Here is a 21,388-nt window from a genome sequence, read left to right on the forward strand (position 1 = left end):
CGCCGACCGCAACCCGAAACGCACCGCGGCCAGCGCCGCCGCGCTCACGATCGGACTCGCCGTCGTCGCGCTCGCGACCACCGTGGCGGCAGGCGTCGAAGCGGGCCAGAGCCGCGGCGTCGACGAGCAACTCGCCGCCGACTTCGCCGTCACTTCGGTACTCACCGGCCGGTCCCTGCCCCCGACGCTCGCCGACGACCTCGCCCGGATGCCCGGCGTAACCGCCGTCGCGACACGCCAGTCGTTCTCAGGCGACCTGGGTACGTACGGCAAGTACGAGCTGACCGCCGTCCGAGGCGATCTTCTGCGCCCGTCGGTGCTCTCAGGACGTCTCGACCGGCTCGGTCCCGGTGAAATCGCCATCAGGAAGGACCTGGCGGAAGAGACGGGACTCGCGGTCGGCGACACCGTCCGGTCCCTGCGCGTGGTCGCGGTCTACGACAGCGTCCGCGCGCCGGGCGTCGACCTGGGCTTCGCATTGGTCGACGTCGCGGAGCAACCCGCACTCGCCCTCGACCAGCGGAGCTACGACGAGAGCGTGCTGATCAAGGCCTCCGGCCGGTCTCCTCTGGAGCAGGCGTTGACCGGCACGCCGTTCGCGAAACTGAGCAGCGTCACGGAACTCAAGGAGGAAGCGGCCGCGCCGCTGCGGGACACCCTGAACCTGATGTGGGCGCTGACCGCCCTCGCCGTCCTGATCGCGTTCGCCGGGATCGCGAACACGCTTTCGCTGTCGGTACTGGAACGGACGCGGGAAACCGCGCTGCTGCGTGCTCTCGGCCTCACGCGGGGCGGACTCGGCGCGGCCCTGACGGCGGAGTCGGTCTTCGTCGCCGTACTCGGCGCCGTCTGCGGACTGGTCGTCGGGATCGGCTCGGCGTGGCTGATCACGGAGGTCGCTTCGGGCGGGGGTGAACCGATCCTGTTCGCGCCACCTTGGGGCCGGCTGGGCGTGCTGGTGGGGGCGGCGATCCTGGCCGCACCGTTGGCGGCGCTGATTCCGGCTCGGCGGGCCGTCTCGCTCACCGGAGCCCACAACTAACGCATTCAGAGGACTAAACGCGGGCGCCCACCGGACTCATCCGGGACACCGCAAGCGTTTCATCGGGATTTCATGGCACCGCCCTACGGTTCCGAGCACGGCTCCGCACCGGCGGACCGGTGGTGCACGAGGAGGCGTCATGAGCCCGGCGAGCCGGACCCCGTACAACGCGGTGATGCCGCGGGACGACCGCCCGAGTCCCGGCGAGCGGGACGGGGTCGTCGGCCCGGGCTGGAGCTGGACGGCGTTCTTCCAGCCATGGGCCACCGGACGCCCGTCGCCCCGCTACCGGTGGACGCTGTTCGGGACCGCCGCCGAGGCCGTCGGCGACCTCCGCCGCTGTCTCGACGACGGCAGCGTCGGCTCCCGAGGCGCCCTGTGCTCTTCCGTCTTGCGGAAGCGCGGGGCGCCGCGGGAGCTCGTGCTGTGCGACGGCGCGGACTGGGCCTGCGTCGTCCACGAGGTCCGCCACGGGGTGCACGTGACCGATTCCGGTGACGCCTACTTCGCGCGCTGGCGTACGAACATGGAAGGGCACCGGTTCACGATCATCAACGCCGGTGGGCCGACCGTCTGGTGAGGTCCAGCCCTTCCAGCGCGAGCGTGCGCTGCTGGGAGTCGCCGTCCAAGCCGATCGTGGTGAGCACCCATTCGAACTGCTCCCGCGCGCCCGCCGGGTCGCCGGCGGCGAGGTGGATACGGCCGAGCCGGTTCCGGATCTCGGATTCCATCCCGACGATGGTCTCCTCGGTGACCGCCGCCAAGGCCCGCCGCTGGAGGTCGAAGGCCTTTTCGAGGTTCCCGAGTTCGAACTCCGCGGTGCCCAGCCGGGACAGGCTGGTCGCCATCAGCAGCCCGTCCGTGGTCTCCTCGGCCAGTTCGGCGGCGCGCCGGAGGTCCAGCGCGGCCTCGGCGGCCCGGCCGATCTCGAGCCGGACCGTGCCGCTGTGGCACAGCACCCTCGCCAGCATCCCCACGCTGCCGATCTCTTCGCTCAGTTCGCGGGCGCGGCCGAGGTGGACGAGCGCGTCCTCGTGTTCGCCGCGCAGGTAGGCGAGGTAGCCGAGGGCGGACAACGCCCGTTCGGCGAGCCAGCCGTCCCCCACCTCGTCGGCGAGGACCATCACTTGCCGCATCCCGCGGATCGCGGCGTCGTGTCTTCCCGCGATCAGGTCCGCCATGGTGAGCCCGCCGAGCGCCCGCGCCTCCACGCCGCGGTCCCCGGAGGACTGACCGGCCAGCAGCGCTTCGTCGAACCAGCCCCGCGCCCGGTCGAGTTGTCCCTGCATGGCGTAGGCGTAGCCGAGGCAGAACCGCAGCGACGAGACCATCCGCTCGTCGGCCGCCTGTTCGGCCAGCGGCAGCGCGACCTGCAGCGCCGCCCGGGATTCGTGGTACCGCTGCTGGCGCGCGAGGTAGTCGACCAGTGCTTCGGCGATCGAGCAGGCGATGTCGTCCAGGCCGGCCTCGGCCGCTTGGGTGACCACTTCGGTCAGGTCGCCCGCTGCGTCCAGCCAGGCGGAAGCGTCGCGTTGCCCGGTGAACGGTCCGCCCTCGGTCTCGACGGGGAACCGCGCGACGCCCCATTCGCTCGCGCGGCGCGCGGCGCTCAGGTACAGGCCGTACACCCGTTTTCGCGCCGCCTCGACGACGTCGGCGGTTTCCTGCCCGGCCAGTCGTCGCGCGTAGACCGCGACCAGGTCGTGCAGCCGGTAGCGGCCGCTCGCCGGTTCCTGCAGGAGGCTCGCGTCGACGAGGCTTTCCAGATGACGCTCGGCTTCGGTGAGCGAACAGTCGAGCAGCGCGGCCACCGAAAGCCGGTCGAACTCGGACGTCGGCGAAAGTCCCAGCATGCCGAAGGTGCGTTGCTCGGCGGGCCGAAGCTGCTCGTACGACAGGCGAAGCGCCACTTCGACGCTGCGATCCTCGGCGGTCAGTTCGCCGAGCCGTCGCTCGTCGTCCGACATCCGGTCGACCAGATCCTTGAACGTCCACATCGGACGGTTCTGCAACCGGGCGCCGGCGATCCGCAGCGCGAGCGGAAGGCGTCCGCACAAACCGGCGAGGGCACGGACGGCGAACCGCTCACCCTCGGCCCTCGGCGTCCCCACGATGCGGCCGAGCAGCCGTTCCGCGGCTTCGAGACCCAGTGCTCCCAAGGAAACGCGTCGGTCGGCGTCCAAACCGGACAGCCGGCGGCGACTGGTCACCAGCACCCGGCTCCCGGGCCCGGCGGGTAACAGGGACCGCACCTGGCCCGCCGATTCGGCGTTGTCGAGCACCAGGAGCAACCGCAGCTGGGCGGTCGCCGCGCGCCACGACGCGGCCAGTTCGTCGAGATCGTCCGGCATGGCGCCGTCTTCGACGCCGACCGCGCGCAGCAACCGCCGCAGAGCGCGTTCCGGGGTCACCGGCTCGCGGCCCTCGGTGTACCCGTGCAGATCGACGAACAGCGCGCCGTCCGGATAGGACTCGCACAGCAGATGGGCGGCGCGCACGGCGAGCGTGGTCTTCCCGGCGCCGGGGACACCGTCGACGGCGTCGACCGAGACCGTCGACGGGTCGCCGCTTTCGATGAGCAGCGCGAGTTCCCGGTCGCGGCCCTCCAGTTCGCCGTTGATGGCGGGCAGTTCGTTGCGGATCCGGCGCGGCTGTTCCCGTCGCCGGGCGACGCCGGGAACAGCGTCCTCCCCGCGCAGCACCGCTTCCTGCACCTGCCGCAGTTCCTCGCCCGGCTCGACGCCGAGCTGTTCCACCAGCCGCTCGCGGACGTCGGTGAACACTTCGAGCGCCTCCGCCTGACGCCCGCCGCCGTAGAGCGCGCGCATGAGCAGCGCCGCGAGCGGTTCGCTCGGCGGATCGGCGGCCACCAGCGCCGAAAGCTCGCCGATGACCTCGTCGAACCGGCCGAGTTTCAGCTGTACCCGCAGTTTCCGGCGCAGCAGCAGGAGCTTGCGTTCCTCCAGTCGTCGCCGCTCGCCTTGGACGAACGCGCCGGGCAGGCCGGTCAGCGGCTCACCGTGAAAGAGCCGCAGCGCGTCGGCGAAGGTGTCCACCGCCGTGACGAGATCCCCGGTCTCCTCGGCCGCGTCCGCCGCGGCGGCGACCTCGTCGAGCCGGGTGACGTCCAGGTGCACGTCACCGCTGGCGAACCGGTAGCCGCCCCGGTCGGAGACGATCACCGAATCGCGCGGCCGCTGCCCGGAGGTGTCCAGGCACTGACGCAGCCGCCGGACGTAGACAGGCAGCACGTTCGACTCCGGCGGCCGCTCCCACAGCCCGTCCGTGAGCTCGTACTGGCTGACCGTCACGTCCGGACGCAACAGCAGCGCCGCCAGCACCGCCTGCTGCCGGACCGGACCGAGATCCAGCCGTGTCTCCCCCTGCCAGGCCCGCAACGGACCGAGCACCTCGAACCGAAGCCGCGAGTCCGGCATCGTCGCCCCAACCCCCCTCATGGTCCCCCCGTCGTTTCCCATGGTCAGCCCGGCACCACGATCCCGTTGTCGAAGGCGTAGACGATCGCCGCCGCCCGGTCGCGCAACTCGAGCTTGGTGAAGATCCGCCCGATATGGCTTTTCACGGTCACCTCCGAAATCACCAGCGACGCGGCGATCTCGGCGTTCGTCAGCCCGCGACCGATCGCCCGGAGCACGTCCTGCTCCCTCGGTGTCAGCAATTCGAGTGGGCGGCCGCCACTGCCGTTCCCGGCGGCCTGCCGGTAGGTGGCGAGCACGCGGGCGGTGACGCCGGGATCCAGCCAGGAGTCGCCCGCGGCCACCGCGCGCACGGCCCGGATCAGGTCCTCGGCCGGGGAGTCCTTGAGGACGTAGCCCGCGGCGCCCGCCCGGAGCGCGTCGGCCAGCAGGTTGTCGTCGTCGAACGTGGTCAGCGCGAGCACCGGCGGGTGCCCGCCGGACCGCCGCAGCCGCCTGGTCGCCTCCACACCCCCGACGTCCTTCATCCGCAGGTCCATCACGACGACGTCGGCCTCGTGCGCGGCCAGCGCGGCGGGCACCTCGGAGCCGTCGGCGCATTCCCCCGCGATGACGAACCCGTCGCGCCGCCGCAGGATCCGCCGCAGCCCGGACCGGGCGAGTTCCTGGTCGTCGACCAGCAGCACCCGGATCTCCCCCGCCGCCGTCATGACCGCACCATCCGTGATCCCGGCACCGTGACCTCCACGACCCATTGGCGTCCCTGGGGCCCGGCACTGATTTCGGCGCCGAGCTGGGTCGCCCTGGCGGCCATCCCGGCCAGCCCCGACCCGTCTTCGGACGTATGCCTGGCCACACCGGGCAGGCTGTTGCTGACGGTCAGCCGGGCGCCGGACGACCCGGCGTGCAGCCGGACCTCCGCGGTCGCGCCGGGCGCGTGTTTGACGACGTTGACGAGTGACTCCTGCACGATCCGGTAGAGCCCCAATCCTTCCGAGGCGCCGACACGGGCGAGATCGCCTTCGTGGGTGTAGCGCACCTCCAGCCCGGCGGCGCGGGTGCGCTCGACCAGCGTGGCGATATCCTCCACGCCCGGCAACGGACTGCTGCCCGAGGGGGCGTCGGCGAGGAGGCCGACCGTACGGCGGACGTCGGCCATCGCCGACCGGCCCACCGCTTCCGCCTCGGTGAGCGCTTCGATCGCCTCGTCGACGTCGCGATCCTGCTGGAGCGCGTGCCTCGCGCCGGTGAGGTGCAGGAGCGTGATGCTGAGCGAATGCCCGACGATGTCGTGCACCTCGCGGGCGATGCGCTGCCGCTCCGCCAGCAGCGCCTTGTCGCGTACGACGTCACGCTTGCCGCGTTCGGCGTCCAGCAGCCTGGTGTACCAGCGGACCATGAGCCCGCCGCTGAGACCGAGCAGGATCGCGACCATGTAGACGGGCCCGCCGATCAGCCCGCCCCAGATCCCCGCCACGACCAGGACCGACTCGGCCGCGACGGTGACGATGGCGATCCCCGTCGTCGTCCGCAGCACACTGCCCGCTTCGGTGGCCGCGACCAGCAGCAGCAACGGCGCGAAATCCGGGAGGACGGGCTCGGTCAGCAGGATCGCGGTGGCGGAGATCAGCGCCGCCATCCGCACCCACGGCACGATCCAGTTGGTGGCCGACCAGATCAGCGAAGGCGCGATCACGAGCAACCCGGCCAGCGCGATCGGCTCGGGCGGCAGCAGGGCGTCCCGCTGCACCAGCGCGACCACCGTGAACACCACGCTCACCGCGGTGGCGCACAACGCGCCCCACCAGGGCAGCGTCAGTCCGGCCCGGGTGAGGCTGACCTGCACCCGCGCCCGGAACCGGTCGCGCAAGATCTTCAGCACCACCCCAGCCTAGAAAGTGCCCGGGGACGCGTCATCGTGCGGCGGTCGGCACCGGTCTCCGCCCACGGTAGGAGGCGGGCGGACACGGACCGATGAAATCCGGATGAAACGCCGCGGCCGGGCCGAAGTCGTTCCAGGTACCTACGCCCGGGGCCGGCATGCGGTCCGTGAAGGCCTCCTTCCCTACCTTGAGAGTAGGGAAGGAGGCCTTCACGGACCTGGGGTCGAGTTTTCGCGGCTGAGGCCGACCCACTTCAGCTTCTCCTGCTCCCGCTTGGGCAGGCCGGCGACCACGAGGTCATAGGAGTCCTCGATCATCTCCCGGACGAAGTCGTCGGTCAGCGAACCGTCGAGTTCGACGGTGTTCCAGTGCTGCTTGTTCAGGTGGTACCCGGGGATGATCGCCGGATGCTCCGACCGCAGCCGGACGGCCAGTTCGGGGTCGCATTTGAGGCTGATCCGCAGCGGTTTCGCCTTGAGCGGGCCGAGCGCGAACACCTTGCCCGCCACCTTGAACACACTGGTGCCCTCGTCGAAGGGGAACTCCAGGCGGGCGCCGGGGAAATCGAGGCAGAGCTTCTCGAGAGCGGCGGGCTTCATGCGATCAGCCTAGCGCGACCGGACCAGCGGTTTTCTCCGCGATAGTCGCGGATCGCCCCGAAATCCAGCCCCTTCACCGGACAGAAATCCTGTCCTGTCCAGTGCCCTCCCGCGCATTGACCGGCTGTCGGTGATTCCCCGACGATGGACGGTGACCTGGGAGGCGACAACGATGTCACGACTGCTCGCCGTTCTCTTACTGGCCCTGCTCGCCGTGCCGGCACCCGCGCACGCGGCGCCCGGCCGCTGGCTGATCGCGGGTCCGTCGTCGCTCACCGCGGACGTCTCGCTGGACGGTGGCACCCTGAAGTTCGGCGTCTCGCGTGCGGGCCGCACGGTGCTCCCGGCGCGGCCGGTCGGCCTTCGCACCACGGAAGCAGACCTCACCCGTGGGCTCCGGCCGTTGGGCCGCACGGACCGGATCGTCACCGAGCGGTACACGATGACGACCGGGAAACGCCTCCAGCGCGCGACGACGATGAGCGAGACCAAGCTTGCCTTCGAGGGCGACGGCGGCGCGCGTCTGGATCTCATCGTCCGCGTCGCGCCGGACGGGGTCGCGTACCGCTACGTCGTACCCGGCCCGGTGACCGTCACCGGCGAGGCGTCGTCGTTCGCGCTCCCGGCGGACGCGCCGGCCTGGCTGCTGCCCTACAACGCCTGGTACGAGGCGAATCGGACGCGCACCACGGCGGGTGCCGCGCAGGGCGAGTTCGGCTATCCGTCGCTGTTCCGGGTGGGCGCGGACCACGTCCTGCTCACCGAGTCCGATGTGGACGGACGTTATCCGGGAAGCCGGTTGCGGCACACCGACGGCGACTACCAGGTCGCGCTCGCGGACCCGCAGGTCGTCTCCGCCGGCGAACTGAAGACTCCTTGGCGCACGGCGATCATCGGCGATCTCGCGACGGTCGGTACTTCGACCCTCGTCGACGACCTAGCGCCGTCGTCCAAGCTCGCCGACACGTCGTGGATCGAACCCGGCAAGGTCGCGTGGTCGTGGCTGAGCGAGCATTCGAGCCCGGGGAACTACGAGCGGCAAAAACAGTACGTCGACTTCGCCGCGCGTCACGGCTGGCAGTACGTGCTCGTCGACGAAGGCTGGAGCGCGACCTGGGTCCCGGAGCTCATCCGGTACGCCCGCGCGCGGGGCGTCGAGATCCTGCTGTGGTTCCGGTGGACCGACCTCGACACCCGGCAGGAGCGGAATTCCGTACTCCCCAAGGTGAAGCAGTGGGGTGCGAAGGGCGTCAAACTCGACTTCATGGAGTCCGACTCCCGCGAGCGGTACCAGTGGTACGACGCGGTGCTCGCCAAAACCGCCGAACTGCGGCTGATGGTGAACTTCCACGGCTCGACGATCCCGCACGGACTGGCCAGGACGTGGCCGCACGTGATGACGATGGAAGCCGTGCGCGGCGCGGAGAACTACCCGCCCGTGGCGAACAACCCGGTCCAGTTCTTCACCCGCAACGTGGCCGGTTCGATGGACTACACGCCGGTTTCGCTGGAGGTCGGGACGAAGGAGGCGTCGATCGCGCACGAGGTCGCGCTGCCGGTCGTCTACGAATCCGGCTGGACGCATTTCGCGGACGGACCCGAGGCCTACGAACGACATCCGGAGGCACTGCGCTATCTCGACCAGGTGCCGACGGTCTGGGACGAGACCCGGCTGCTGAGCGGTGATCCCGACTCCGGCGCGACGGTGGCGCGGCGCAACGGCGAGCGGTGGTTCGTAGGCGGGATCTCCACCGGCGACGCCAGGACCGTGCGGACGCCGCTGGGGTTCCTCGGCGGCGGCCAGTGGCTCGTCGAGACGGTCCGCGACTCCGCCGCGCCGCGAGGCGACGTCGTGCGGGACAGGCAGGTGCTGCGGTCGTCGGACGCGCTTTCGGTTTCCGTGCCGCGCGACGGCGGGTTCGCCGTGATCGCCTGCCGCTACCGCCCCGGGCTGACGACCTGCGACCAGCCGATCACCCGGGTCCCGGCCACCACACTGACCGTGTCACCGGATCAGACCGACGTGCCGAAGGGCTCGTCGTTCGAGGTCACGGCCTCGTTCACCAGCACAGCCGACGTCCGGGACGTGGTGTTCCGCGCCGCTCCCCCGGCCGGCTGGACGGTCACCGGCGCGCCGGTGACGCGGAACCTGCTGCGTGCGGGCGAGACGATCACGGGCCGTTGGACCGTGCGAGCGGGCGACGATGTCCCGGTCGGACTGACCGAGGTGCCGGTCTTCGCCGAATTCCGCGCGCGGCAACGGCAGGTCCACACCGAGAAGGCGGTGCGGGCGTTCGTGCCACCGCCCACGCCGTCCGGCACCCCGTTCGTGAGCGACCTGCCGTTCATGAGCGAGAGCAACGGCTGGGGGCCGGTCGAACGCGACCGGTCGAACGGCGAGAACAACGGCGGCGACGGCCAGGCGCTCACCATCGGCGGCGTCGCCTACGCGAAGGGCGTCGGCGTGCACGCGCCGTCCGAACTTTCGGTGTACCTCGGCCGCGCCTGCCGCTCCCTCACCGCGTCGATCGGCCTCGACGACGAGACCACCGAACCCGGTTCGGTCGTCTTCCAGGTCGTCGGCGACGGAAGGATGTTGTACGACAGCGGAATCGTGCGCAAGGGTGCGGCGTTACCGATCAACGTCGACACCGCCGGTGTCCGGATGGTCGCCCTGCGAGTGACCGACGGCGGCGACGGACGGAACTTCGATCATGCCGACTGGGCGGAGGCAAGACTGACATGCGCGTGAAGAACCTTGTGGTGGCAGGGATCCTGCTGCTGGGAGTGGTACCTGGGGCCGCCGCGGCGGCCCCAGCGGGACAAGACCAGGTCGCGACCGCCGCGGCGACGACCGGCTGGGTCGGCACCTGGTCCGCGGCGCCCGCGGCCGGGGTCGCCGGGACCGACAACGGCTACCCGAACTTCTCGATCCGCAACATCGTGCACACCAGCGCCGGCGGACGCGAGGTGCGCGTGCGGCTGTCCAACGCCTTCGGCCGCACCCCGGTGCTGTTCGGGCGGGTGACCGTCGCGGTCGCCGCCGGCCCGGACACCGCGCAGGCGGTCCCCGGCACGATGCGCACACTGACCTTCGGCGGCGACAAGGAGGTCACCGTCCCACCGGGCGCCGACATCGTCAGCGACGGCGCGGCGCTGGCCGTACCCAGGGACGGCGACCTGCTGGTGACCACGTACACGCCGACGCCGTCCGGGCCGGTCACCTATCACCCGCTCACGATGCAGAACTCGTACTTCACCCGTGACGGCGACAAGGCGGCCGACGAATCTGCGGCGGCGTTCCCGGAGAAGACCACGGTGTGGCACTACGTGTCCGGCGTGGACGTCCGGGGACCGGGTCTGCAGGGCAGCGTCGTCGCGATCGGCGACTCGATCACCGACGGCGCCATCTCGACCTGGGGCGCGAACCTGCGCTGGCCCGACCAGCTCGCCGACAAGATCAGCCGGAATCTCGGCGTGCTCAACGCCGGGATCAGCGGGAACCGGCTGCTGCTCGACGGCGGCAACTATGGGGTGAACGCGCTCGCGCGGCTCGACCGGGACGTGCTGAACCAGTCCGGTGTGCGGACGGCGATCGTGTTCGAGGGCATCAACGACATCCAGCAGACCCCGCATCAGGCCGATCCGAACAAGATCATCTCGGCGCTCAAGCAGATCGCGACGCGGGCGCACGACCGCGGCCTGCGGGTGCTCGGCGCGACGATCACGCCGTGGAAGGGCTGGGTTTCGTACACCCCCGAACTCGAGGAGACCCGGCAGGCGGTCAACCGGTTCATCCGGACCAGCCGGCTCTTCGACGGGTTCATCGACTTCGACGCGGTGATCCGCGATCCCGCCGACCCGCAGCGGATCAAGCCGGAGTACGACTCGGGCGATCACCTCCACCCCGGCGACAAGGGTTTCACGGCCATGGCGGACGCCGTCCCGCTGCACCGGCTGAGGTAGCGATATTGAGGGCTGCGCGAGGCCGTCGCGTGGGGCACGATGAGCTGATGGCGATCAGGAATGGCTAGCGGCGACAGCGGTACCCGCGCGACGGCTCGGTTGGTCCGGTTCGCCGAGCACGAAGCGCGGGCGGAAGCGCTCCGGGCTCAGCTGGCCGGTCTCCACGGAACGATCCGGCTCGCGAAGCGGACGTCGAACCTGTTCCGGTCGCGGGCGGCGACGAGCACACCCGGATTGGACGTCTCGGGTTTCACACACGTGCTCGACGTCGACCCGCTGGCGCGGACGGCCGACGTCGAGGGCATGGTCACCTACGAGCAGCTGGTGGACGCGACCCTGCCCCACGGACTGATGCCGCTGGTCGTCCCGCAGCTCAAGACGATCACGCTGGGCGGCGCGGTGACCGGCCTCGGTATCGAGTCGTCGTCGTTCCGCAACGGCCTCGTGCACGAATCGGTGCTGGAGATGGACCTGCTCACCGGCGACGGCCGCATCGTCGTCGCACGGGCGGACAACGAGCACAGCGACCTGTTCCACGGCTTCCCGAACTCCTACGGGACGCTCGGCTACGCGCTGCGGCTGAAGATCGAACTGGAACCGGTGAAGCCGTACGTGCGGCTCGACCACATCCGGTACGACGACACCGAGGAGTACTTCGCGGCGCTCGGCGAGGCGTGCCGCGAGGGCTCGGCCGACTTCGTGGACGGGACCGTCTTCGGACCGGGCGAGCAGTACCTGACGCTGGGCACGTTCACCACGTCCGCGCCCGCGACCAGCGATTACACCTGGCTCGACATCTACTACAAGTCGATCCGCGAACGCGGGACCGACCACCTGGGCGTGCGGGACTACCTGTGGCGCTGGGACACGGACTGGTTCTGGTGCTCACGGGCGTTCGGCGTGCAGAGCCGGCTCCCCCGGCTGCTGCTGGGCAGGCGGCTGCTGCGGTCGTCGGTCTACTGGAAACTGGTGGCGCTCGACCGCAGGTTCGGGATCGCCGCGAAACTCCTCAAGCTTCGGCGGCTTCCGCCGGAGGAGACCGTCGTCCAGGACATCGAGGTGCCGCTTTCACGCGCCGCGGAGTTCCTGGACTTCTTCCGCCGCGAGATCCCGATCAGCCCGATCTGGGTCTGCCCGCTGAAGCAGCGGCCGGGCGGCGTGAACTCGCCGCTGTACCAAATGGACCCCGAAACGCTCTACGTCAATTTCGGGTTCTGGTCCGCGGTGCCGCTGGACCCCGGAGAGGGACCCGATACGCACAATCGGCTGATCGAGGCCGAAGTGACCCGGCTCGGCGGGCGGAAGTCGCTGTACTCCGACAGTTTCTACGAGGAAGACGAATTCTGGCGGCTCTACAACGGTGACGCCTACCGGAAACTGAAGACGGCCTACGACCCGGACGGCCGCCTCCTCGACCTGTACGCGAAATGCGTGCGGCGGCGGTGATCGGGTCCGGGAAGAAGAGAGACGAACATGGCTGAGACGACGCCCGTCGGGAAGATCTTCGAGCGGTTGCTCGGCCCGAGCGCCGAAGTTTCCATCACGGCGTATGACGGGAGCAAGAGCGGTCCGGCCGACGCCCCGGTGTCGATCCAGGTGCGGTCGCCGCTGGCGCTGACGTACCTGATGTCGTCGCCGGGAGACCTCGGCCTCGCGCGGGCGTACGTCGCCGGCGCGCTCGATGTGGACGGTGACCTCTACTCGGCACTGCGCGCGCTGGTGGCCCAGGTCGATCAGCTCAGCTCCGCGGATCGCCTGTGGCTGCTGCGCAAACTCGGCCGCACGCATCTGCGCCGCGTCGCGCCGCCCGCCGAGGAACTGCCGAACCGCTTCAAACGCGGCCTCGACGGACTGCGGCATTCCAAGGCGCGGGACAGCAACGCGATCTCGAACCACTACGACGTCTCGAACCGTTTCTACGAACTGGTGCTCGGCCCGTCGATGGCCTACACCTGCGCCGCCTACCCGTCGGCCGACGCGTCGCTCGAAGAGGCTCAGGCGCACAAATTCGACCTGGTGTGCCGGAAACTCGACCTCAAACCAGGGATGCGGCTGCTGGACGTCGGCTGTGGCTGGGGTGGGATGGTCGAGCACGCGGTCGCGCACTACGGCGTCGAGGCGCTCGGCGTCACCCTTTCCCGCGAACAGGCACAGTGGGCACAGAAGGACATCGTCACGAAGGGTCTCGCGGACCGGGCCGAAGTTCGGCACCTCGACTACCGCGACGTCACGGAGACGGATTTCGACGCGGTGTCGTCGATCGGGCTCACCGAGCATATCGGCGCCCGGAACCTGCCGTCGTACTTCCGTTTCCTCGCCGGGAAACTGAAGCCGCACGGACGCCTGTTGAACCACTGCATCACCAACCCGGACACCTCCGTCGCGCATCGTTCGCGCGGGTTCATCGACCGGTACGTGTTCCCCGACGGCGAACTGGAATCGGTCGGCGAGATCGCCACCGCGATGCACGACTCCGGCCTGGAAGTGCGGCATTCGGAGAACCTCCGCGAGCACTACGCCACCACCCTCGGCGCGTGGTGCGCCAACCTCGACGCGAACTGGGACGAGGCCGTCGCCGAAGCCGGCGCCGGGCGGAGCCGGGTCTGGGCGCTGTACATGGCCGCGTGCCGGCTCGCCTTCGAACGACGGGAGATCGAACTGCACCAGGTGCTCGGGGTGAAGGTCGGCCCGGACGGGGACTCGGGCATGCCGCTGCGGCCGGACTGGGGCGTGTAGAACGAGTGACCGTCGTCACTGCCGGCCAGGTCGTGGCAACCTGCAGCACCCCTGAACGCCTTCAAGCTCAGGAACGACCATCACCGAAACTGGGGACCAGATGAAGAGACTTTCCGTCATCCTGACCGCGATGCTGGCGGTACTAGCGTTGACGTCCGCCGCTCCCGCCGGGGCGACCGCCCGCTTCGACAAGGAACTTCGAACGCGTATCGCCAAAGCCCAGGCGTACGCCGACAGCAGGCCCGGGGACACCGGGATCGTCCTCCGGGATCGATGGACCGGCGCGGTCTACCGGAGCGCGGCGGCGGGGACCCTCATCTGGGCCTGCTCCACTCCGAAACTGGCCATGGTCGTCGACCTGTTGCTGCGCAACGATTCCGGGGCGGTCCAGTTGACCGCCGAAGACCGGGACCTGATGCACCGGATGCTCAACTCCAGCGACGACGCCGCCGCGCATACGTTGTGGACCCGGTACGGCGGGGAGGCCGAGTTCGCGAAGCGGTTCCCGTCCTACGGGATGACCGACATGCGGTTCACCGACCAGCACCCGCACCACTGGGGCTGGATCCTGACCACCGCGAACGACCTGGACCGGCTGGTCAACTACGTGCTCACCCGGCTTCCCCGGCAGCACCGCGACTACATCGTCCGCGAGATGCGGACCGTCGACGTCAACCAGCAGTGGGGAGTCTGGGGCGCCGGCGCCGCCGCGCGGCCGGGGAACAAGGACGGCTGGTCCGACGACAACGACGACGGTTCCTGGATCATGAACTCGGTCGGCTTCGTCGGGCCGCACGAGCGGTACACCCTTGCCCTGATGAACAACACGAAGGTCATCCAGAACGGTTTCGAAACCGGCCAGGAGACCACGACCAAGATCAGCGAAATCCTGTTCAAGGGCTACTTCGGGGACTGACCCCCGCCGGCTCGTGAGTGATTTGGGTCGTTCTAACCGCCCTTACCACTCACGAGCCCCCTGACCGACTACGGCGCGGCGCCCTGGCCACCCGCGCTGCTGGTGCACGTTGACGACCCATAAGTCCGTGAAGGCCTCCTTCCCTACTTTCAGGTTAGGGAAGGAGGCCTTCACGGACCGAACCTACTGCCCACCGCAGCCAGCACCCAGTGGCACCTAAAACCCGGTTGGCCCTAACCGCCTTCACCACACGACCAAGCCGGGCCGGGTCGGTGCTTTCGCGTGACCCGTAGGTACCTAAGACACGGTTGGCCCTAACGACCCAAATCACTCACGAGCCCCACCTGCGCGTTCACCCCTCCACTATCACCAAGTCCAGCCCCTGCAACCGTTCCCGGTCCGCGATGACGTCGATCTCGGTGATCTTCCCGTCCTCGAAAGCGAACGCGAGTACCACCGAAGGCCGTCCCTCGTCGGCCATCACGAGACCGATGCCGCCGTTCACCAGCGCGAGTCGCGTGACCTGCGCCCGCACGGACGCCGCGGCCGCACCGCGGGCCACCACACCGGCGCCTTGCAGGAAGATCGGTGCGCGCGAGGGGCCGGCGGCCTTGTCGGCGCGGAGGACGACCTCGGGATGGAGTAGTTCGAGGAGTGCTTCGAAGTCGCCGCCCCGGGCGGCGGCCAGGTAGGCGTCGACGACCTGGCGGCGTCGGGAGAGGTCGGGTTCCGCGGCGGCGGAGCGGCCTTGCACCCGGCGGCGGGCGCGGCTCGCGAGTTGCCGTGCCGCGGCCGGGGTGCGGTCGATCAGTGGGGCGATCTCGTCGAACGGGACCGCGAACATGTCGTGCAGGACGAACGCGAGTCGTTCGGCGGGTGCCAGGGTTTCCAGGACCACCAGCATCGCCAGCCCGACGGAGTCGGCCAGCAGGGCCTCCTGGGCGGGATCCTCGGAGCCGGCGGGCTCTTCGGATACGGCGTCGAGCGGCTCTTCCCGCCGGTGGTCGCGGGAGCGCAGCACGTTCAGGCACACCCGCGCCACCACCGTGGTCAGCCAGCCGCCGAGGTTCTCGATCTCCGCCGCGTCGGTCCGGTCGAGCCGCAGCCATGTGTCCTGGACGGCGTCTTCGGCCTCGCCGGCCGAACCCAGCATCCGGTACGCCACCGCGCGCAACCGCGTCCGGTGTTCCTCGAACCGTTCCGTCAGCCGATCCCGCTCGTCCACCGCACTCCTCGCTCCCGCAGAACCCCGGTCACATTTAACGACCCGCGGGAAGCGACGGTTGTGACAGGGCCTAGCAACCTCGGGTCTCGTCGGTGAACCGCACGCCCGAAGACCGATACGACGCGGCCTGCGCGACGGCGGCTTCGGGCGTCAGGACCTGGTTCTTCGCGTAGTAGACCCAGTCCGCCTGCTCGACGTACGTGCTCACGCCGCCGCTGTGCTGGGTGAGATCGATGAACCACTGATTGAAGTTCAGGGACATGTTCTGCCGCGGGTACACGTCGAACGGTCCGCCGCGATCGTGGTCGGCCACCAGCGTGCCGTCGATGTAGTACCGGACGTGCCCGTCGGACACGGTCGCGACGACCGAGTGCCAGCCGTCGATGCTGCGGCGCTGGCTGTCGCTCTTGTTCTCGGCGTACCAGGGGTCGGGCGTGTAGGTGTGCCAGCTGGTCTGGAAGTTGACCGGTCCGGCCTCGCCCCAGCCGCCGTTCGGCAGGTACTCCGAGAAGTCCAGTTCGCTGTAGATCGGGTCGTTGGCGTAGCGCAGCGGGCTGATCGTGAAGAAGGTCTGGTTGATCCGGTCGCCGTCGGGACCGGACGCCGGCGCGTCGGAGAACCGGATTCGCGCCGCGTAGGTCCCTTCGAAGAACCGCCGGTCCGGCTGCATGATCTCGGTCTGGGTGGTGCCCTCGGGCGTGCCGTCGGTGCTGGATGCCAGTTGCAGCACCTTGTCCCCGCCGGCGGTCGGGAACGTGATGCCTTCCGGAGCCCATCGCGCGCCACCGACGCCGGGGCCGCCGCCACCGGAGCGCACCTGCCAGCCGTGCTGGGAGAGGAGGCCGTCGGTGTGGGAGGCGTAGTGGAAGTCGTCGAACAGTGGCCCGCACGCGGCCGCCCCGCTCGCCGTGCCCGGCGCGAGCAGAGCCGAGGCGACCGACAAGCCCGCGATGGCCAGCGCGAGGTGACGGGATTTACGTGGGTTCGACATCTTCGACATCACTGTGCTCCTGTCGGCAGGGTTTACCAGTGGTCAATCCTTAACAAGGTCGCGCCCCAAAGTGGTAAAGTCAATAGGTCTAGACAAGTTGTCCACCAGCCAGTTTCCCGCGAAACTGGTTAAACTTCGGGTATGCGGCGCACGGAGGCCAAAGAGAGGCTGCGCGAGCTCATCGAGCAGCGGCAGGCGGGTGAAGTGCTGCCCTCGGAACGCGCGCTGAGCACGGAACTGGGCGTTTCCCGCCCCACGCTGCGCGCCGCGATGGAGGAACTCGCCCGGGACGGTCTCCTCGTCCGCGAACACGGCCGCGGCACGTTCGCCGCGCCGCGCAAGATCTCCCAGGACCTCTTGCCCGCCACCGGCGGCGACCAGTTCGCCCCACCCGCGGAGGGCCTCTGGACCAGCCGGGTGGTCGACTTCCACACCGTCCCGGCCGGTGCCCGGCTCGGCAAACGGCTGGAGGTCTCCCCCGCACGCGCGCTGGTGGCCGTCACCCGCGTCCGCGTCGTCGAAGAGGCGCCGATGGCGATCGAGCGGCTCCTCGTCCCACACGACCTCGTGCCGGACATCACTCGCGCCGACTTCGAGTCCGGCTCGTTCTACGATCTGCTCCGCACGCGGTACGAGGTCGTCCCGGCGACGGCCGTGCAGATCACCGAACCGACCGTGACCGACGCCGACGAGTCCGCGCTGCTCGACGTGCCACAGCATTCCCCCGCGCTGCTGTTCGAACGCACCACGCGGGACACCGGTGGCCGGGTCGTCGAGTACACCCGCTCGATCTACCGGGGCGACCGCTACCGGATCACCTCGCACCTGAAGTTCGACCACACCTCCGGCTGACTCCGGCGTGCCGGGGCCGCCCGCGCCGGAGTCCATGTCAGACTCCCGGGCGATGTACACCCCGTCCGATCTCGCCGACCTGCTCGAATGCGAGCACCGCAGCATCCTGAACCAGGCACTGTCCGCCGGGCTGCCGGGAGCGCCGCGGCCGGGCTCCGGGCCTGATCAGCTGGCGGTCACCCACGGGCGCGCGCACGAGGCCGCGACCCTGGACAAGCTTCGCGGCGAGAAGAGCGCCGTCGTCGAGATCGACGAACGCGACCCGGTCGTCGCCGCGAAGGCCACCGAAGAGGCTCTGCGCGCAGGCGCCCCCGTGATCTACCAGGCCGTCTTCCACGACGGCGAGTTCTCCGGCCGGGCCGACTTCCTGATGCGGGACGACGAAGGCCGCTACGAGGTGTACGACACGAAGCTGGCCAGGCACGCGAAACCCGCAGCCGTCGTCCAGTTGACCGCGTACGCCGACGCCCTGCGCCGCGGCGGCTGGCCGACCGGACCGCGGATGCACCTGTTGCTCGGCGACCACACCACGCGCTCGTTCCGCGTCGACGACTTCCTGCCGCTGGTGGACCGGCTCCGCGCCCGGCTGCGGAACCGGCCACCCACGCTGCCGGTCCCGTTGTGGGCCGACGAACGCCCGGCCTGCGGCGGCTGCTCCTACTCCCAGCACTGCGCGAGCGCCCGCGAGGCCGACCGTGATCTTTCACTGGTCGCGGGAATGCGCGGTGACCAGCGGCGCAAGTTCGTCGCCGCCGGACTCGGCACCATCGACGCGCTCGCGGCCGCAGCGCCGGAGGACAAGCCGCGCGACATCTCGGCGACGTCGTTCACCACGCTGCGCGCGCAGGCCGCGATCCAGGTCCGTCAGGACGCCACCGGGGAGATCGCCTACGAGGTCATCGATCCGGACGCGCTGGCCGAGCTGCCGCCGCCCGCGGCAGGCGACGTCTTCTTCGACATGGAAGGCGATCCGTATGCCCTCGCCGGCGAGGGACTCGAGTACCTCTTCGGCGCGGTGACGGCCGAAGACAGCACTGTGTTCACGCCGTTCTGGGCGCACAACCGGGCTCAGGAGAAGCGGGCTTTCGAGGCGTTCGTCGACTTCGCCACCGAACGCCTCGCGGAGCATCCCGGTTCGCACGTCTACCACTACGCGCCTTACGAGGTCACCGCGATCAAGCGGCTCGCGGCCGTGCACGGAACGCGCGAGGACGCCGTCGACCACCTGCTGCGCAGTGGCGGCTTGGTCGATCTGTACGCCGTGGTGCGTAAGGCACTCCGCGTTTCGCAGCGGTCGTACTCCATCAAGTATCTCGAACCGCTCTACATGCCCGAAGCCCGCGACGGCGATGTGAAGACGGCCGTGTCGAGCATCGAGGCCTACGAGGAATACCTGACGCTCAGCGCTTCCGGCGAGACCGGACGCGCGGACGAGGTGCTGCGCGGGATCAGCGACTACAACGAATACGACTGCGTCTCGACGCTGCGGTTGTTCGAGTTCCTGCACAAGATCCGCGCCGAGGAAGGGATCGCGCTCGCCGAGCCGCCGGAAGAGTCCGATGTGGACGCTCTGCTCCGCGAGACCGAAGAGGACGTCGCCGCCCAGAAGCGCGCCGAACGCGCGGCGCAGCTGGCCGCGCTGGTCGATCCGCTGCTGGACAGCCTGCCCGACGATCCGGCCGAGTTCACCGGAGAGGATCGCGCCCGCGCGCTGCTGGCCGCGTCGGTCGGCTACCACCGCCGTGAGACGAATCCGGCGTGGTGGGAGTACTTCCGCCAGCTCGCCGCCCCACTCGGCGATCTGGAGACCGACAACGCCTGCACCGTCCCGGTGACCATGGAGACCGGGGAGTGGGTGCCGCCGTCGGGCCGCGTCCGCAAGGCCAAACGGTCGCTGGTGCTCCGCGGTGACCCGGATCGGCCGCATCCGTTCGCCCCCGGCGACGACGTCCGCCTGCGCTACGGCGCCGCCGCGCGGGACGCCAAGGTCGTCTCCGCCACCGCCGTCGAACTGACGCTCGAAGAGAGCTGCCCGCCCGACGAGACCACCGCCGACCGGCCCGTCGCGGTGCTGCCGGGAAGCCCGGTGCGTCCCTCACCCAAGGACGACGCGGTCGCGGATCTCGCCCGGCTCGTCGTCGACGCGCTGCCGGCGCTGCCCGCACACCCCGGTGTCGACCTGCTGCGACGTACGACGCCCCGGTTGCGTGACGACCAGACCCTGCCCGAACCGGGCGCCGACCTGGTGAACACGGTGATCGACGCCGTCGAAAAGCTCGACGGTTCCGCGCTGGCCGTCCAGGGTCCGCCGGGCGCGGGCAAGACCTATCTCGCGGGCAGGTTGATCGCGAAGCTCGTGCGTGCGGGCAAGACGATCGCGGTGACGTCGACCAGCCACAAGGCCGTGGAGAACGTGCTTTCGGCCGCGTTGAAGAACGCCCCGGACCTGCCATGCGCGAAACGGGCCAAGCGGACCCCGGATCCGGCCGCGCCGTGGGAACAGCCGAAGACCAACCCCGCGCTGGTGAAATGGCGCGAGGAGCACGACACCGGGCATCTGGTCGGCGGCACCGCTTGGACGTTCGCCAACGCCGCCGTCCGCGAAGAGCCGTTCGATCTGCTGATCATCGACGAAGCCGGGCAGTTCGCCCTCGCGGACGCGCTCGCGGTGTCGATGTGCGCGAAGAACCTCCTGCTGTTGGGCGATCCGCAGCAGTTGCCGCAGGTCGTGCAGGGCACGCATCCCGCCGGCGCCGAGGCTTCCGCGCTCGGGCACCTGATCGGCGAGGCCGACATCATCCCGGCCGAACTCGGCTACTTCCTGGACGAGACCCGCCGGATGCATCCGGCCGTCTGCGCGCCGGTGTCGCGGCTGTCCTACGCCGGGCGCCTGCATTCGCATCCGTCGGCGGCCGAGCGCGCGATCGACGGCGTCGAGGCCGGTCTGTACCTGGCCGAGGTCGACCATCACGGCAACACGACCCGCTCCGTCGAAGAAGCCGAAGCCGTCACCACCATCGTGGCCGATCTCCATGGCCGCGCCTGGACCGACCACAGCGATCCCCGGCCGATCGGCGACGAGGACATCCTGGTCGTGGCGCCGTACAACCTGCAGGCCCGGGTCGTGGCGCGCGCCCTGGACCAGGCCGGATACCCGGGCGTCCGGGTGGGCACGGTCGACCGCTTCCAGGGCCAGGAGGCGCCGGTCGTGATCACCACGATGACGTCGTCGTCGGCGGTGGATCTGCCGCGCGGGCTGGACTTCCTGCTCTCCCGCAACCGCCTGAACGTGGCGCTCTCGCGGGCACAGGCCCTGGCCATCGTGGTCTGCTCGCCGCGGCTGGTGGAGGCCGACATCCGCACGGTCGACCAGATGCGCCTGGTTTCGGGCATGCTCGGGTTGATGACCGAAGCCGTGCCCTGGCACGAAGGACGGAGTGGACGATGAGTGACAACGTTCCGGAGAAGAAACCGGAAGTGATCGACGCCGAGATCGTCGAAGAGAGCCCGGCGTCACCGGTCGAGATCCCGGAAGCGGACTACAGCGAGTCCGGCGTGCCTTCGTTCGACCACGTGCGTGATCGGATCGAGCAGCGGTACACGACGTCGCTGGGCTCGACCGAACTCGCCGGGATCGGCGGCAAGGAGGATGTGGCCTCCCTGGACAAGAAGATCGCCGACCGCGACAAGGCCGCGAAGGACAAGCTCGCCGAGATCCGTCGCGCCATGCGGGAGCAGTGA

The 21,388-nt window shown here is 69.9% G+C and carries 16 protein-coding genes; 10 read left to right on the forward strand and 6 right to left on the reverse strand.

Going from position 1 to position 21,388, the window contains the following annotated elements:
- Positions 1-1,042: ABC transporter permease (locus H5J31_RS24465; protein WP_181774981.1), on the forward strand; the 1,042-nt coding region annotated here is incomplete at its 5' end.
- A 139-nt stretch (positions 1,043-1,181) separates the two neighbouring features.
- Positions 1,182-1,622, forward strand: a complete 441-nt coding sequence (locus tag H5J31_RS24470; protein WP_181774982.1) for a hypothetical protein — start codon at positions 1,182-1,184, stop codon at positions 1,620-1,622.
- Here H5J31_RS24470 and H5J31_RS24475 read toward each other — a convergent pair.
- The 4 genes from H5J31_RS24475 to H5J31_RS24490 all read right to left on the reverse strand — a co-directional run bounded on the left by H5J31_RS24475 (position 1,594) and on the right by H5J31_RS24490 (position 6,961).
- Complete coding sequence (locus tag H5J31_RS24475; protein WP_236005361.1) at positions 1,594-4,500, reverse strand: AfsR/SARP family transcriptional regulator; 2,907 nt, start codon at positions 4,498-4,500, stop codon at positions 1,594-1,596. The genes H5J31_RS24470 and H5J31_RS24475 overlap by 29 nt on opposite strands.
- A 23-nt stretch (positions 4,501-4,523) precedes the next feature.
- Positions 4,524-5,189 (reverse strand): response regulator, encoded by a 666-nt coding sequence (locus H5J31_RS24480; RefSeq protein WP_181774983.1) that lies wholly within the window; start codon positions 5,187-5,189, stop codon positions 4,524-4,526.
- Positions 5,186-6,361, reverse strand: a complete 1,176-nt coding sequence (locus H5J31_RS24485) for a sensor histidine kinase (RefSeq protein WP_181774984.1) — start codon at positions 6,359-6,361, stop codon at positions 5,186-5,188. Before H5J31_RS24485 ends, H5J31_RS24480 begins: the two co-directional genes overlap by 4 nt.
- A gap of 210 nt (positions 6,362-6,571) precedes the next feature.
- On the reverse strand, positions 6,572-6,961 hold the full coding sequence (locus H5J31_RS24490) for an MmcQ/YjbR family DNA-binding protein (protein WP_181774985.1): 390 nt from the start codon (positions 6,959-6,961) through the stop codon (positions 6,572-6,574).
- 172 nt (positions 6,962-7,133) lie between these two features.
- Between H5J31_RS24490 and H5J31_RS24495 the strand changes: the two genes are divergently transcribed.
- The 5 genes from H5J31_RS24495 (at position 7,134) to H5J31_RS24515 (ending at position 14,579) form a co-directional block, all read left to right on the forward strand.
- Positions 7,134-9,713: a glycoside hydrolase family 97 catalytic domain-containing protein gene (locus H5J31_RS24495; RefSeq protein WP_181774986.1), complete on the forward strand. Its 2,580-nt coding sequence runs from the start codon at positions 7,134-7,136 to the stop codon at positions 9,711-9,713.
- Positions 9,704-10,927 carry an SGNH/GDSL hydrolase family protein gene (locus H5J31_RS24500; RefSeq protein ID WP_181774987.1) on the forward strand — a complete coding sequence of 408 codons (1,224 nt, stop codon included), beginning with the start codon at positions 9,704-9,706 and terminating at the stop codon, positions 10,925-10,927. Before H5J31_RS24495 ends, H5J31_RS24500 begins: the two co-directional genes overlap by 10 nt.
- 60 nt (positions 10,928-10,987) lie before the next feature.
- Complete coding sequence (locus tag H5J31_RS24505; protein ID WP_181774988.1) at positions 10,988-12,373, forward strand: FAD-binding oxidoreductase; 1,386 nt, start codon at positions 10,988-10,990, stop codon at positions 12,371-12,373.
- Between the two features lie 27 nt (positions 12,374-12,400).
- Positions 12,401-13,663 (forward strand): class I SAM-dependent methyltransferase, encoded by a 1,263-nt coding sequence (locus tag H5J31_RS24510; RefSeq protein WP_181774989.1) that lies wholly within the window; start codon positions 12,401-12,403, stop codon positions 13,661-13,663.
- 100 nt (positions 13,664-13,763) lie between these two features.
- Positions 13,764-14,579 carry a serine hydrolase gene (locus H5J31_RS24515; RefSeq protein ID WP_181774990.1) on the forward strand — a complete coding sequence of 272 codons (816 nt, stop codon included), beginning with the start codon at positions 13,764-13,766 and terminating at the stop codon, positions 14,577-14,579.
- Positions 14,580-14,931: 352 nt separating this feature from the next.
- On the opposite strand, the gene H5J31_RS24520 is transcribed toward H5J31_RS24515, so the two are convergent.
- Positions 14,932-15,804 (reverse strand): sigma-70 family RNA polymerase sigma factor, encoded by an 873-nt coding sequence (locus H5J31_RS24520; RefSeq protein WP_181774991.1) that lies wholly within the window; start codon positions 15,802-15,804, stop codon positions 14,932-14,934.
- Between the two features lie 70 nt (positions 15,805-15,874).
- Entirely contained in the window at positions 15,875-16,804 is a 930-nt protein-coding gene (locus tag H5J31_RS24525; protein ID WP_236005362.1) for a glycoside hydrolase family 16 protein, read from the reverse strand.
- A 132-nt stretch (positions 16,805-16,936) separates the two neighbouring features.
- Between H5J31_RS24525 and H5J31_RS24530 the strand changes: the two genes are divergently transcribed.
- From H5J31_RS24530 to H5J31_RS24540, 3 genes are read left to right on the forward strand one after another with little or no spacing between them, the layout of a single operon-like run.
- Positions 16,937-17,647, forward strand: a complete 711-nt coding sequence (locus H5J31_RS24530) for a GntR family transcriptional regulator (RefSeq protein WP_181774992.1) — start codon at positions 16,937-16,939, stop codon at positions 17,645-17,647.
- 52 nt (positions 17,648-17,699) lie between these two features.
- Entirely contained in the window at positions 17,700-21,095 is a 3,396-nt protein-coding gene (locus tag H5J31_RS24535) for a TM0106 family RecB-like putative nuclease (protein ID WP_181774993.1), read from the forward strand.
- Positions 21,092-21,388 (forward strand): hypothetical protein, encoded by a 297-nt coding sequence (locus tag H5J31_RS24540; protein ID WP_181774994.1) that lies wholly within the window; start codon positions 21,092-21,094, stop codon positions 21,386-21,388. Before H5J31_RS24535 ends, H5J31_RS24540 begins: the two co-directional genes overlap by 4 nt.

The organism is Amycolatopsis pittospori (assembly GCF_013870525.1).
GTDB lineage: Bacteria > Actinomycetota > Actinomycetes > Mycobacteriales > Pseudonocardiaceae > Amycolatopsis > Amycolatopsis pittospori.